The organism is Corynebacterium sp. HMSC072D12 (assembly GCF_001813925.1).
GTDB lineage: Bacteria > Actinomycetota > Actinomycetes > Mycobacteriales > Mycobacteriaceae > Corynebacterium > Corynebacterium aurimucosum.
In genome coordinates this window covers 31,390-45,333 of sequence record NZ_KV814415.1, presented here as the reverse complement: position 1 = coordinate 45,333, position 13,944 = coordinate 31,390, and the positions used below count along the sequence as shown (strand labels likewise).

The 13,944-nt window shown below is 60.2% G+C and carries 13 protein-coding genes; 11 read left to right on the top strand and 2 right to left on the bottom strand.

What is annotated here, in order from left to right; genetic code table 11:
• Window positions 1-157 precede the first annotated feature (157 nt).
• The 4 genes from tsf to HMPREF2943_RS09350 all read left to right on the top strand — a co-directional run bounded on the left by tsf (window position 158) and on the right by HMPREF2943_RS09350 (window position 3,564).
• On the top strand, window positions 158-970 hold the full coding sequence (tsf, locus tag HMPREF2943_RS09365; protein ID WP_070643830.1) for a translation elongation factor Ts: 813 nt from the start codon (window positions 158-160) through the stop codon (window positions 968-970).
• A gap of 243 nt (window positions 971-1,213) precedes the next feature.
• Window positions 1,214-1,951 carry a UMP kinase gene (gene pyrH / locus HMPREF2943_RS09360; protein WP_010190380.1) on the top strand — a complete coding sequence of 246 codons (738 nt, stop codon included), beginning with the start codon at window positions 1,214-1,216 and terminating at the stop codon, window positions 1,949-1,951.
• 70 nt (window positions 1,952-2,021) lie between these two features.
• Complete coding sequence (gene frr / locus HMPREF2943_RS09355) at window positions 2,022-2,579, top strand: ribosome recycling factor (protein WP_070711416.1); 558 nt, start codon at window positions 2,022-2,024, stop codon at window positions 2,577-2,579.
• 130 nt (window positions 2,580-2,709) lie between these two features.
• A complete protein-coding gene (locus HMPREF2943_RS09350; RefSeq protein WP_210399733.1) occupies window positions 2,710-3,564 on the top strand; it encodes a phosphatidate cytidylyltransferase in 855 nt (284 codons plus the stop codon).
• Between the two features lie 3 nt (window positions 3,565-3,567).
• Here HMPREF2943_RS09350 and HMPREF2943_RS09345 read toward each other — a convergent pair whose 3' ends face one another.
• Window positions 3,568-3,972, bottom strand: a complete 405-nt coding sequence (locus HMPREF2943_RS09345) for a LapA family protein (protein WP_070445571.1) — start codon at window positions 3,970-3,972, stop codon at window positions 3,568-3,570.
• A gap of 93 nt (window positions 3,973-4,065) precedes the next feature.
• Here HMPREF2943_RS09345 and rlmN point away from each other — a divergent pair, with 93 nt between their 5' ends.
• The 3 genes from rlmN (at window position 4,066) to HMPREF2943_RS09330 (ending at window position 7,651) form a co-directional block, all read left to right on the top strand.
• A complete protein-coding gene (gene rlmN / locus HMPREF2943_RS09340) occupies window positions 4,066-5,172 on the top strand; it encodes a dual-specificity RNA methyltransferase RlmN (RefSeq protein ID WP_070711516.1) in 1,107 nt (368 codons plus the stop codon).
• A gap of 71 nt (window positions 5,173-5,243) precedes the next feature.
• A complete protein-coding gene (locus HMPREF2943_RS09335) occupies window positions 5,244-6,065 on the top strand; it encodes an ABC transporter ATP-binding protein (protein ID WP_070711415.1) in 822 nt (273 codons plus the stop codon).
• Window positions 6,062-7,651, top strand: coding sequence for an ABC transporter permease (locus HMPREF2943_RS09330; RefSeq protein WP_246817303.1), 1,590 nt, complete (start codon window positions 6,062-6,064; stop codon window positions 7,649-7,651). Before HMPREF2943_RS09335 ends, HMPREF2943_RS09330 begins: the two co-directional genes overlap by 4 nt.
• Before the next feature lie 89 nt (window positions 7,652-7,740).
• Here the strand turns inward: HMPREF2943_RS09330 and HMPREF2943_RS09325 are convergent, their stop codons facing one another.
• A complete protein-coding gene (locus tag HMPREF2943_RS09325) occupies window positions 7,741-8,190 on the bottom strand; it encodes a DUF2631 domain-containing protein (protein WP_070445597.1) in 450 nt (149 codons plus the stop codon).
• A 192-nt stretch (window positions 8,191-8,382) separates the two neighbouring features.
• Here HMPREF2943_RS09325 and dxr point away from each other — a divergent pair, with 192 nt between their 5' ends.
• The 4 genes from dxr (at window position 8,383) to HMPREF2943_RS09305 (ending at window position 13,922) form a co-directional block, all read left to right on the top strand.
• Window positions 8,383-9,549 carry a 1-deoxy-D-xylulose-5-phosphate reductoisomerase gene (gene dxr / locus HMPREF2943_RS09320; protein ID WP_070711414.1) on the top strand — a complete coding sequence of 389 codons (1,167 nt, stop codon included), beginning with the start codon at window positions 8,383-8,385 and terminating at the stop codon, window positions 9,547-9,549.
• 15 nt (window positions 9,550-9,564) lie between these two features.
• Window positions 9,565-10,773, top strand: coding sequence for a M50 family metallopeptidase (locus HMPREF2943_RS09315; protein WP_070711413.1), 1,209 nt, complete (start codon window positions 9,565-9,567; stop codon window positions 10,771-10,773).
• Between the two features lie 77 nt (window positions 10,774-10,850).
• Entirely contained in the window at window positions 10,851-12,014 is a 1,164-nt protein-coding gene (ispG, locus tag HMPREF2943_RS09310; RefSeq protein ID WP_070445607.1) for a flavodoxin-dependent (E)-4-hydroxy-3-methylbut-2-enyl-diphosphate synthase, read from the top strand.
• 57 nt (window positions 12,015-12,071) lie between these two features.
• Window positions 12,072-13,922, top strand: a complete 1,851-nt coding sequence (locus tag HMPREF2943_RS09305) for a penicillin-binding transpeptidase domain-containing protein (RefSeq protein ID WP_070711412.1) — start codon at window positions 12,072-12,074, stop codon at window positions 13,920-13,922.
• Window positions 13,923-13,944: the final 22 nt, after the last annotated feature.

Here is a 13,944-nt window from a genome sequence, read left to right as displayed (position 1 = left end):
CGTGACACACTAGAGGGTTGAAACACCACGCAGAGGTTTCCCTCCGCTTAGGGGAGTGGGAGAAAAACTACCACCCCCTCAACGCGACGTGGTGGTAGTGATTCGGCTACGCTGTTTCAACGAATACCGTTTAATTCCAAGGAGGATCGCTCCAACTATGGCGAACTACACTGCTGCAGACGTAAAGGCATTGCGTGAGGCCACCGGCGCCGGCATGCTCGATTGCAAGAAGGCTCTCGACGAGTCCCAGGGTGACTACGACAAGGCCGTTGAGTACCTGCGCATCAAGGGCGCAAAGAACGTGTCCAAGCGCGCTGAGCGTGAGGCTACCGAGGGCCTGATCGCCGTGTCCGGCAACACGATGGTGGAAATCAACTGCGAGACCGACTTCGTGGCCAAGAACGAGGCTTTCAAGTCCTTCGCTACCAAGATCGCTGAGGCTGCCGGTGAGGCCAAGGTCAACTCCGGTGAGGAGCTCAACAACCTGGAGATCGACGGCAAGAAGGTTTCCGAGGTCGTCGACGAAGAGTCCGCAAAGACCGGCGAGAAGCTGCAGGCCCGCCGCGCCGTCACCATCGAGGGTGACAACGTCGCTGTGTACCTGCACCAGCGTTCCGCTGATCTGCCGCCGGCAGTAGGTGTTCTGGTTTCCTACGAGGGCAACGCAGAAGGCGCTCACGCAGTCGCACTCCAGATCGCAGCCATGAACGCTGAGTACCTGACCCGCGAGGACGTTCCGGCTGAGATCGTTGAGAAGGAGCGCGAGATCGCTGAGGCCACCACCCGCGAGGAGGGCAAGCCGGAGGCAGCCCTGCCGAAGATCGTGGAAGGCCGCCTCAACGGCTTCTACAAGTCCGTGGTTCTGCTGGAGCAGGCTGCTCTGTCTGACTCCAAGAAGACCGTCAAGCAGGTCGCAGATGAGGCCGGCACCACCATCACCGGCTTCATCCGCTACGAGGTTGGCGCCTAAGCTTTGTGAGGTCATGCAGTCAGGGCACAGTGCCCGGTGACTGCGAGTACTCCCTCCTCCTCTTTCTTCCTAGGGCTGAGTGCCCGGTGGGGAGAAACTGGGGGAGGGAGTTCGCCGTTTTGCCCCCGCCCCTGAGGGTGGGGGTCGCACGCAGCTGAATATATGACAGCGCCTTCCTATGGTTAAGATGGAACAGAATTATTCAAGCGCTTAACTGAAGCGTCGCCATGCGTGAAGGAGACGATGAAGACCGTGACTACCCCTGAACCGAAGCGAACCGGATACAAGCGAGTCATGCTCAAACTGGGTGGTGAGATGTTCGGCGGTGGCAAGGTCGGCATCGATCCTGACGTTGTAGAAAATGTTGCCCGCCAAATCGCCGAGGTGGCGAAGCAGGGGACTGAAATCGCCGTCGTTATCGGTGGCGGTAACTTCTTCCGCGGTGCCGAGCTTTCGCAGCGCGGCATGGACCGCGCTCGCTCGGACTACATGGGCATGCTGGGCACCGTCATGAACTCCCTGGCGCTGCAGGACTTCCTCAAGCAGCAAGGCATTGACTGCCGCGTGCAGACTTCCATCAACATGGCGCAGATTGCGGAGCCTTACCTGCCGCTGCGCGCCGACCGCCACCTGGAGAAGGGCCGCGTAGTTATCTTCGGTGCCGGTATGGGCATGCCGTATTTCTCCACCGACACCACCGCCGCACAGCGCGCCCTGGAGATCGGTGCGGAGGTCCTCTTCCTGGCCAAGGCTGTCGACGGCGTCTACTCCGCCGACCCGCGCACCAACCCGGACGCGGAGCTGTACTCCGAAATCACCCCGCGCGAAGTCATTGAGAAGAACCTCAAGGTGGCTGATGCCACGGCATTTAGCCTGTGCATGGACAACAATATGCCGATTTTGGTCTTCAACCTGCTTACGGAAGGCAATATCAAGCGCGCTGTCAACGGCGAGCAGATCGGCACGCTGGTCCAGTCCTAGTACAAATAGGCCGCGACCTGCTAAATTCTTTCCCAGTACTTTTGACTATTTCAAGGGAGTTGTAACCCTCATGATCGACGAGATCCAGCTCGAAGCTGAAGAGCACATGACCGCTTCGGTTGAGCACACCCGCGAGCAGCTGCTTACCATCCGCACTGGCCGTGCCAACCCGGCTATGTTTAACGGCCTGGTTGCTGAGTACTACGGTGTGCCGACCCCGATTACCCAGATGGCCACCATCTCGGTCCCAGAGCCGCGCATGCTGCTTATCAAGCCTTATGAGCAGTCCGTGATGAACGAGATTGAGAACGCAATCCGTAACTCAGATCTGGGCGTGAACCCGACCAATGACGGACAGGTGCTGCGCGTGACCATCCCGCAGCTCACTGAAGAACGCCGCCGCGACATGGTCAAGATGGCCAAGAGCAAGGGCGAGGAGGGCAAGATTGCTATCCGTAATATCCGCCGCCGTGCGATGGAACAGCTCAAGAAGCTGCAGAAGGATGGTGACGCCGGCGAGGACGAGGTTATCGCTGCCGAGAAGGAGATGGAAAAGATTACCTCCGGCTACATCGAGCAGGTGGACAAGCTCGTCGCCAATAAGGAAGAGGAGCTCATGGAGGTCTAGCCTCCGCACTTTTAGAGCTTTGATTTGCCGCCGCGCCAGGCACCGGCCAGCACGGCGGTCTTTTCTGTGTAGAGCCAGACCACCCACGATGAGATGAGGAGCATGCGTGAGCACTGAGCACTCGAGTCGGATGCCCAAACCCAAGAATTCTGCGGGGCGAGACATGCCCGCGGCAATTGCCGTCGGCGTCGGCCTAGGCGCGCTCGTCGTCTTCGCGGTGTGGGCTGGGCCTCTTGTGTGGTACCTCGTCGTCGCCGCCGCGGTGGGATTGGGCATGTGGGAAGTGCTGACTCGGCTGCGGGAGCACTCCTACTATGTCCCACGCACCCTGCTGATCCTTCTCGGCCAGGCAATGCTCTGGGTCTCGTGGTTTCTTAACGCCCCGGGCCTTGTTGCGGTGTATGTGGTCGCGGTCCTAGCCCTCATGTTTGGGCGCCTCTTCCATAACGGCAGGCACCGCCCGCCAATTAACTATCTTCGCGATATGTCGATGGGCATCTTCGTGCTGACGTGGATCCCCTTGTTCGGCACGTTTGCCGCGATGCTCTCACGGGTGGAAACGCCGTTTGCCTCGGGGACGGCGTCGATTGTCGTGTTTATGCTCTGCGTGGTCGCCTCAGACACCGGTGGTTTCATCGCCGGCGTGATGTTTGGCTCGCACCCCATGGCGCCGGCTGTAAGCCCCAAAAAATCATGGGAAGGATTTGCCGGCTCTGTCGTTTTCGGCACCCTTACCGGTGCGCTATCTTTCGCATTCCTTCTTCACCACAAGCCGTGGGTGGGCGCGCTCATGGGACTAGGACTGGTTTTCTGCGCCACTCTCGGTGACTTAGTGGAATCCCAGTTCAAGCGCGAACTGGGAATCAAAGATATGTCTGCCCTGCTGCCGGGGCACGGCGGCATCATGGATCGCCTGGACGGCATGCTGCCCTCCGCGATGGTGACGTGGGTGGCGATGAGCTTTCTCACCACCCTTGCGCCTTAGGGCTTAGCGGCGAGCTTGCTTGCGCACCTGACGGCGTAGCTCGAACATGCGCCAGCCGCCTACCAGGGCCATGATGAGTGCGCCAGAAATAGCGCAAATGAGGTAGGTGACGCCAGCCGGGAACTGAACGGACCAGTTAAGGAAGTTCAGCGGTACCTGGTGTTGGTTCTGCAGGATGAAGATGATGAGGACGATGAGCAGCAGGAAGCCCACGATCAGGGCAATCCACGTGCTGGCAGCGAAGGAGCCCTTCACCTTGCCATCATGCTTGTTCTCATAATCCGGCGTGGTCGGAACCGGCTCTACGGAGCCTTCGGTGGCGGGGGCTTCCGCAGAGTAATCGGTCAACGGCTCCTCGGCCGGAGTGCTGGTGCGGAATTCCTCAGGGGAGTTTTCTGGATTCGTCATGCATCTATTAAATAGGTTGAGATGTCACTTTCGCCACTCCAGCAGAGTTTAGATTGGATAATGTGGCCGAAAACGTGGAAAATGGGCTCTACCATGGCTGAACCACTGAAACTGAATTTCTCCGCTCCGCGCCGCGGGCTACCCCCGAAGCACTTCGCGGACCTGACCGAGGCCGAGCGCATTGAGGCGCTCGCGGAACTTGGCCTGCCCAAGTTCCGGGCAAAGCAGCTAGCCAAGCACTACTACGTCCACCACACCGCCGATGTTTCTGAGATGACGGATATCCCGGCCGCCGCCCGCGAGGCGGTCCAAGAGCGTTTGTTCCCTACGCTCATGCAGCCCATTCGTCAGACCTCCACCGACGATGGGGAAACCACCAAGTCCCTGTGGCGTTTGCACGATGGCACCCTGTTGGAGTCCGTGCTCATGCGCTACCCAGGTCGCGCCACCCTGTGTATCTCCTCCCAGGCTGGCTGCGGCATGGCCTGCCCATTCTGTGCCACCGGCCAGGGAGGTTTGGATCGCAACCTGTCCACCGCGGAAATCGTGGAGCAGTTTAGGCACGCTGCTCGCCTCATGGAAGAAGAAGGCGGGCGCCTAAGCAACGTTGTCTTCATGGGTATGGGCGAGCCGCTGGCCAACTACAAACGCGTGGTCCATGCGGTGCGCCAGATTACTGGCTCTGACCTCACCGGTTTCGGCCTTTCCCAGCGCAATGTCACGGTGTCCACGGTCGGCTTGGCACCGGCCATCCGTAAGCTCGCGGATGAGGAGTTATCCTGCACCCTCGCAGTCTCCCTGCACACCCCGGACGACGAACTGCGCGATACCCTCGTGCCGGTTAACAACCGCTGGCCGGTTGAAGAAGTGCTCGATGCCGCTAAGTACTACGCCGATAAGTCGGGCCGCCGCGTGTCCATCGAGTATGCGTTGATCCGCGATAAGAACGATCAGGATTTCCGCGCCGACATGTTGGGCAGGAAGCTCCATGCGGCACTGGGCTCTAAGGTCCACGTCAACGTCATTCCGCTCAACCCCACACCAGGCTCGGAGTGGGACGCTGCCCCGAAGGCGCGCCAGGACGAGTTCGTTCGCCGCGTCATCGCGCAGGGCGTGCCCTGCACCGTGCGTGATACCAAGGGTGATGAAATCGCTGCGGCTTGTGGCCAGCTCGCCGCTGATGAGCGCGAGACCGCTTAAGGGCTCTGCTTACAGTTTCCTAACGATAGTTTTGCCGGAGAACAAAGCATTAATGGTTCTTGATACCGTTAATGCTTATGACTCATTCTTATCGTGAGGACTTAGCCGCTGATCCGCGCAGCCAAGCTCTGGCTGTGCGCGATCTGTGCAAGTCCTTTGGTTCTCAGATCGCTGTCAATAGCCTCAACCTGGATGTTCCACGCGGATCCATCTACGGGATAGTGGGGCCCAACGGTGCGGGCAAGACCACGATGCTGACCATGGCCTGTGGTCTCCAGCGCCCCGATTCGGGCCAGAGTTTCATCGCTGGTCACAATGTGTGGGAGGAGCCCATTCCCGCCAAGCAGGCCATGGGCTTGCTCATGGATGGGGCACCGGTCTTTGATCGCCTCACGGGCGCGGAGTATTTGCACTACCTCGGTGCTTTGCACAAACTGGAGCGCACCGAGTCGCTGCGCCGTGCGCAGGAGCTTCTCGACGCCCTCTCCCTCTCCGATGCCGCCGATAAGCGCATCGCGGATTATTCCGCCGGCATGACCAAGAAGATCCTCTTAGCAGGAGCCGTCCTGCACAACCCAGAGGTGCTCATCTTGGATGAGCCGCTGGAAGCAGTGGATCCGGTCTCTGGACGCCTCATCCAGCAGATGCTGCGCGCCTATGCCTCGCGTGGCGGAACAGTCATTTTGTCTTCACACGTCATGGAGCTCGTCGAGGGGCTGTGTGATCACGTCGCCATCATCAACGGCGGCCAAGTCATCACTGCGGGACACGTTGACGATGTCCGCCAGGGCCAAAGCCTGAGCGATCTATTTATCGCTGCCGTCGGCGGACGGGATCTGGATGCCTCGAAGTTTGGGTGGCTGCGCTCGCCAGCGGCAGGTGAGCGCGAATGACATCCACTCTGTTCAGCCTTCACCGCACTCTGTGGTGGCGAAGCGTTTCCTCCAATCCGGCGACGCTCATGATGGGGCTCATGATGCTGATCTACGGAGCAATCGGTCTCCTTTCCATCGCAGCTATGGCATATGCCGATATCACCACGCCCGGACACGGCTACCAAGCACTGACCGTCGGCGTGGCGGGCGGCATGCTCATCTACATACTCCTCGCTCTCTTCATGCCGGCGGGGGAGAACCAATTGAGTCCGACAACTCTGGGCGCACTTCCGTTGACTCCCCGCGAGGTCCTTCCGGGCTTGTTCTTTGCCGGCCTGCTGACCACCCGTGCCATCATGTCGGTCGTCTTTTCCCTGGTGTATGCGATCATCGGCAGCATTTTCCTCATCCTGACGGGGCCCGGGTGGGCTGCAGCGCCCTTCGCCGTGGGCATGGTTTTATCGTGCGTGACGACCATCATCTTCGGTGAATGCCTTGGTCAAGTGGCTTCTGCCATCGTGGATTCCCAGAAATCCCGCACCCAGATCGCGGCGATGGTCGTGATGGGCCTGCTGGTCTTTGGCGTGCTGCAAGCGCAGAGCGTTCTGGAGTCCTTGCCGCCGCTTCACACCGTGGGCGCGATCAGCGCCTGGACACCGTTTGGTGCTGGGGTGGGGTGGGCGCTCGCGCTTGCCGACGGCCACCTCATCACCGCTCTAGCCCAACTACTGATCGCGGCGGCCAGCCTTGGCCTGCTGGGCTGGGTGTGGTCGCGCCAGATATCCAGCCTCATGCGCAATCCGGGAGCGGGTGGTGACGTAGCCAGCGAGGTGACAGGAAAGGGCGTGTCCAAGTTGGAGCTGGGCGCGTGGTCTTATTCCAGCCCTGCGGCGATGGAATATACCCGCGCGTTGCGTTATCTCACCCGTGATAAGCGGCAAACGGGCATGCTGTATATGATGCCTCTGTTTGGTGTGCTGACGCTCTATCAGTTGTGGCGGGGCGATGATTTCACCGCCTATTTTATGCTCTGTTTCAGCGCCATCGTGCTCTCTTCGCTCTTGGCTAATGATTATGGCTTCGATGGGCCATCGAATTGGGTCCACATGGTGGCGCCGGTTGCCCCACGCACCATCCTTCATGCGCGCCACCTCGCACACGTGACTATTCCTTTTCTTGGGTTCGTTCTGCTTGCCGTAGTGGTTCTTGTCTTTAGTGAGAACTTCACCTTGGGCTTGTTGTGCACAGCTGTGGCCGTAGGTGTGTTTATCTCTACGGCGGCGGTGGGCTTGGGCCTGACCGTGCTGAACCCTTATCCCTTGTCCGCTCCTGGGCAGAACCGGTGGAACGATAAGTCTGGCTATTCTGCTGGTGCTTTTCTCACTGCGTTTGTCGGCATGCTGTTGGTGTGGGTGCCCGCGCTTCCCGGCATCGTGATTTCTGCCTTCAGCTATGAGCGCGGCGGCTGGTTGTTGTATGCCGCGTTGATTGTTTCCGTGCTGGTTCCGGCGCTTGTCTACGCCGGTGTCTGGCGGTTTGCCGGAAACAGGGCGCAGGCGCGAACCCCGGAGATTTACGCTACGGTAAACCGTTACGTGAGCTAGGGGTTGAGCAGACAGTACAAAAGCTCCCTTCCATGTGCAGTTCATTCATGAACTGCGGGAAGGGAGCTTGTGTTTAAAGCGAAGAAGCTTTAGTTAGCCACCGGCTTGGCAGCGTGGCGGCCTTCGGTTACGCCGCGGAGGTGAGCAACGCGGGAAGGCTCAATGTTGAGGGCACGCAGCTCATCGTCGGTCAGGGAAGCGTAGACGTTGCCAACGGTCTTCTGCTCATAGGCCCAATCCGGCTCCGCGTGGCCCACCGGCTTGTTACGGGCGGTCAGGGTACGCACCTGGGAGAGCTTCGGCTGCAGAGCGTAAATCACCAGACCAAGGGCAATAAGAATTGCCAGTGCGATAAGCCAGACCGTCTCCACGTGGCCCTTGTGGTTACCAAAGTTATAAGCAAGCAGGAAGGCGACGGACGTCCAACCAGCGATCTGTACGCCCGAGCGGCTGATGCGGGACCAACCGAAACCTGCGGACGGGACGTCATCGGTGGATACGCCGTCGAAAACCTGCGATGCCGGCTTGTGGGAAGACACTTGCTCTCCTTTGCGTGTACATGCAGCTCACCCGGGATAGAACTAGTTGAGTCGAGCGAGCGCACGAAAAATGCCAGTTATTCTGTGTAGTAGTTTAAATGATTCTGCCGATAACCGCGATTAAACACCCCCGACTATCGCTAGTGCAGCGCTCACGACTCTTGCTTGGGTTGACCGGCTAGGGTTGACAGGGTGAATACCCAACGCATTCTTATTCTCGGCTCTACAGGCTCGATTGGCACCCAGGCTCTGGACGTTATCGCGGATAACCCGGATAAGTTCACAGTCGTGGGTATCGCCGCCGGCGGTTCCAACCCGCAGCTCGTCATTGAGCAGGCTCGTGCCCTCAACCTTTCGTTTGACCACGTGGCCGTCGCCAAGCCCGATGCGGCACGCACCGTTTCCGAGGCCCTCGGAGGCACCGTGCTCTCGGGCCCAGACTCTGCCGAGGAGCTGGTTAAGGCGGTGGACGCCGATAAGGTCCTCAACGCGCTTGTGGGCTCCATGGGCTTGGCCTCCACCATCGCCACCTTGGAGAAGGGCGAACTATTGGCGTTGGCGAACAAAGAATCCCTCGTTGCCGGTGGTTCCATCGTGACCCGCTTGGCGGGGGAGGGCCAGATCATTCCGGTGGATTCCGAGCACTCCGCCATGGCGCAGTGCCTGCGTGCAGGCAGCGGCGTGGAGCTTGAGCGCCTCGTTCTCACCGCCTCCGGTGGTCCATTTCGCGGGTGGTCCCGCGAGGCGATGTGGGATGTCACCCCGCAGCAGGCAGCACAGCACCCGACGTGGTCGATGGGCCAGATGAACACTCTGAACTCGGCGACTCTTGTAAACAAAGGGCTTGAGCTCATCGAAGCGACGCTGCTTTTCGACGTCCACCCGGACCTCATTGACGTCACCGTCCACCCCCAGTCCATTGTCCACTCTATGGCTACCTTCACCGATGGCTGCACGATTGCGCAGTGCTCGCCGCCGTCGATGAAGCTGCCGATCTCCTTGGCGCTGGACTGGCCGCACCGCGTGCCAGGCGCGCAGCCGGCGCTGGACTTTTCCACCGCACATGAGTGGCGCTTCGAGCCGCTCGATGACGAAGCCTTCCCAGCCGTCCGCCTTGCCCGTGAGGTGGCCGCTGCCGGAGGCACCCACGCTGCCGTATATAACGCCGCGAACGAGGAGGCAGCAGCTGCTTTCCTGGCGGGCCGTATTCACTTCCCGGAAATTGTGGACGTGGTTAGCCACGTCGTGGGGCAGGCCTCAGAGTTTGCTGGTGTACCCTCTAGCGTCGATGATGTCCTCGCCGTGGAAGGTGAGGCCCGCCGTCGCGCTAATGCGATGGTGGATTCGCTCGCTCGTTAGAAAGCCCCGTAGTTTATGGCACATGTCCTCGGTATTATCCTCTTCGCTGTGGGGATCGGCATCACCGTTGCCTTACACGAGGCAGGCCACATGTTTACTGCCCGTGCCTTCGGGATGCGGGTGCGGCGTTACTTCATCGGTTTTGGGCCGCGCGTCGCCTCTTTTACACGTGGCCACACCGAGTATGGCCTTGCGGCATTTCCGGTAGGTGGCTTTTGCGATATTGCGGGAATGACGGCGCAGGATGAATTCCTCACGGAGGAAGAAGCGCCCTATGCCATGTACAAAAAGCCGGCGTGGCAGCGCATCATCGTGCTGGCCGGTGGTATCACAGTCAACCTGCTGTTGGGATTCATTATCCTGTTGATGATCGCAATGACCACGGGCTTGCCCAACCCAGACGCGGATGTTCGCCCGCGTGTAGGGGAGGTCTCCTGTGCCGCGAATCAGAATGCCGAGGGCAAATTAGAACCCTGCCAGGGGCTGGGCCCAGCCGGCGAAGCGGGTGTGGAACCAGGGGATATCGTTGTCGCGCTCAACGACGAAACGATGGACTCCTTCGCGCAGCTTCGCGATACCGTCATGAACTACCCCGGTGACACCGTCACCCTTACCGTCGAGCGGGATGGTGCACCGCGTGATTTCGATATCACGCTTGCAACAGTGACCCGGCTCAACGCGGAGGGGCAGCTGGTGAAGGTCGGCGCCATCGGCATGACCAACCAGATTATCGATATCAGGGAGACCTACTCCTTTGTCGACGCTATCCCGGCCACCGCTCGCTATTCGGGAAATGCCTTGAACGCCACCGTCCAGGGCATCGCCCAATTCCCGGCAAAGATTCCGGGTGTGGTGGCTTCTATCTTCGGGCAGGAGCGTGACGTCAACGGGCCCATGTCCGTGGTGGGTGCCTCCCGCGTGGGCGGCGAGTTGGTCGAGCGAAGCCTGTGGTCCTCCTTCTTTATGATGCTGGCCACCCTCAATTTCTTCCTCGCGCTGTTCAACCTCATTCCGCTTCCGCCTTTTGACGGCGGTCACATCGCCGTCATTTTCTACGAGAAGATTCGTGATGCCCTGCGCCGTCTTATGGGCAAGGAACCGAAGGGGCCGGCGGATTACACCAAGCTCATGCCGGTGACCTATGCGCTGGCTTTTGTTCTGATGGCGGTGGGTGCGCTCATCATGATTGCGGACGTGGTCAACCCAATTCGGCTGTTTGGCTAGTGATCTAGCTGCCTGCTCCCGCTGTCGTGCGCGGTGCTAGAGTAGGGGCGTTAAAACCCAATTAGCAAGGAGCACACATGTCGACCCCTATTGGTCTTGGTATTCCCGACGGCCCACCTCCCACCTTGGCGCCGCGCCGCAAGACGCGTCAGCTCATGGTTGGCCAGGTTGGCGTGGGCTCTGACCACCCCATCTCCGTGCAGTCGATGACCACGACGAAGACGCATGACGTCAACGCCACCCTTCAGCAGATTGCTCAGCTGACCGCCAGTGGCTGCGATATCGTTCGCGTGGCTTGTCCGAAGACGGTGGATGCGGAGGCTTTGCCGGCAATTGCGCAGAAGTCTCCGATCCCAGTGATTGCCGATATTCACTTCCAGCCCAAGTACATCTTCGCCGCCATCGATGCCGGCTGTGCCGCTGTCCGCGTCAACCCGGGCAACATCAAGGAATTTGATGGCCGCGTCAAGGAGGTAGCAAAGGCAGCCGGCGATGCTGGTATTCCGATTCGCATTGGCGTTAACGCAGGCTCCCTAGACAAACGCATCATGGAGAAGTACGGCAAGGCCACCCCGGAGGCTCTTGTTGAATCCGCACTGTGGGAGGCTGGCCTCTTTGAGGAGCACGGTTATGGCGATATCGCCATTTCCGTGAAGCACAATGACCCGGTCGTCATGGTGGAGGCCTACCGCCAGCTCGCCGCTCAGTGTGACTACCCGCTGCACCTCGGTGTTACCGAGGCCGGCCCCGCATTCCAGGGCACCATCAAGTCTTCGGTCGCTTTCGGCGCCCTGCTTGCCGAAGGCATCGGTGACACCATCCGCGTGTCCTTGTCCGCGGACCCGGTCGAGGAGATCAAGGTCGGCGACCAGATTCTGCAGTCCCTCAACTTGCGCCCGCGCAAGCTGGAGATTGTCTCCTGCCCGTCCTGTGGTCGCGCACAGGTGGACGTGTACAAACTGGCCAACGAGGTCACCGAGGGCCTCGACGGTATGGAGTTCCCGCTGCGCGTGGCCGTCATGGGCTGCGTGGTGAACGGTCCGGGCGAGGCCCGCGACGCTGACCTTGGCGTAGCTTCCGGTAACGGCAAGGGCCAGATCTTCGTTAAGGGTGAGGTCATCAAGACCGTTCCTGAATCCAAGATTGTGGAAACGCTCATCGAAGAGGCAATGCGTCTGGCAGAAGAGCAGGGCTTGGAAGCCGTGGAAGGCGCCAAGGCTGAGGTTCGCGTTACCAAGTAGTCCACCTGCGGTGTGGGGCGGCCGTCAGGCCGCCCTTGGCTGCTACGCTGCCCAATCATGAAGAAGTTCGTGGCGCTGCTCGGTGCGGCAAGCATTGCGGCGTCGTCCTTGGTGGGATGTACCCCCAAGCCGGTGTCCGCGCGCCCAGTTGCTGAGCAATTCCTAGAAGACATGGAAACCCGCAACAATGAGGACTTAGCGCAGCTCGTTGATGACAGCACCACCGCCACGAACACCCTCGACGCAACCTTCGCGGGCCTGCAAGCAGAGGGCCTCGACGTTGAATTGACCGACGTTGAACAGGAGGAAGCCAAGGCGACTGCGCACTATTCAGTGACGTGGGCCCTGCCGCGCAATCGTTCCTTGCGCTATGACACGTCCATGGCCTTGACGCGCAAGGATAAGGACTGGACCGTGCGCTGGCAGCCCAGCATTATCCACCCCGACCTCGGTGCGCACCAGCACCTTGAGCTGCGATCGATAGCGCCTAAACGCGCTGGTGTGGTCTCCTCCGATGGGGTGGAACTCATGTCTCCGGGCTTGCAATACCGGCTCGTCGTCGACACCGACGCCGTCGACGATCCCCGCCCCGTCGCCGCGAAAGTATCCGGCGCGCTGAGCCAGGCGCACCGGGAGGATGATTCCTTCCCCGAAATTGATTCCGGAGAGCTTGCCAAGAATCTTGAAGAGGTTGATGGCGCTTATTCGGTCACCATGCTCAATGAGGCTCAGGCAGCGCGGCTGCGCCCAGTCCTGGAGAACCAGAAGGGGATTCGCTTTAACGAGGAACCGGCGCTCATTACGCGCGATACTGGTTTGGCCCCAGATATCCTCGCCCGCGTGCGTTCTCTGGTCTCCGAAGACGTAGACGGCAAGAATGGTTGGTCCGTCTCGGTAGTCAACGAGCACGGCGCCGCGCTTTCCGACGTCGAGTATCACGAACCCGAGGCAGCCCCTTCCGTCAAAGTTTCGCTGGACTATGACGTCCAGCGTGCCGCTCAGGAAGCGGTCAATCTGCGCCCCGAGTACGAGGCCATGATCGTGGCCATGCGCCCCTCGACGGGCGAGATACTTGCTGTGGCCCAAACTCCAGAAGCGGATAAGAAGGGCGATATTGCCCTCCAAGGACAGTTCCCTCCCGGATCGGTGTTTAAGATCATTACGGCCTCGGCGGGCGTCGACAAGCAAGGCCTTTCGCCAGACTCCATCGTGCCGTGCCCCGGAACCATGGACCTGTATGGGCGAACCGTGACCAACGACAACGGTTTCTCCCTCGGCTCGGTGCCGCTGCGCCAAGCCTTCGCGCAATCTTGTAACACCACCTTCGCGCAGATCTCGACGGACCTGCCGAAGGGAGAGCTGCGCGATGTGGGCAAGCAATACGGACTGGGCATCGACTATGAGGTGCCGGGGCTGTCGACGCTCACCGGCTCCATCCCAGAGGGCGAGACTCCTCTGGAGCGCACGGAAGCTGGCTACGGTCAGGGCCTGGACCTTGTGTCTCCCTTTGGCATGGCCCTTGTCTCTTCGACGGTTGCAGCAGGTAAGACCCCGACGCCAACGCTCATCGAGTCACGCAAAACCAAGGTTTCTGAGGAGGTCCCCGCGCCCAGCGAGGAAACCCTGGCTCAAGTCCGTGACATGATGCGACAGGTAGTGGCGAGCGGTACCGCCGCCGGAATGCAGGCCCAGGGAACCGTCTACGGCAAGACCGGTGAGGCGGAAATCAACGGCGGCTCGCACGCCTGGTTCACCGGATTCCGGGATGATGACATTGCGTTCGCAACACTCGTCGTTTTGGGTGGTGGCTCGACCATTTCGGTCAACATCACTGATAATTTCTTGCAGCGTCTGGACGCCCTCCGCGCGGAAGGCCACGGCGAGGTTGCCCCGGCACAGTTGCAGTAGCGCGTCATAGCCGGTGCACCTG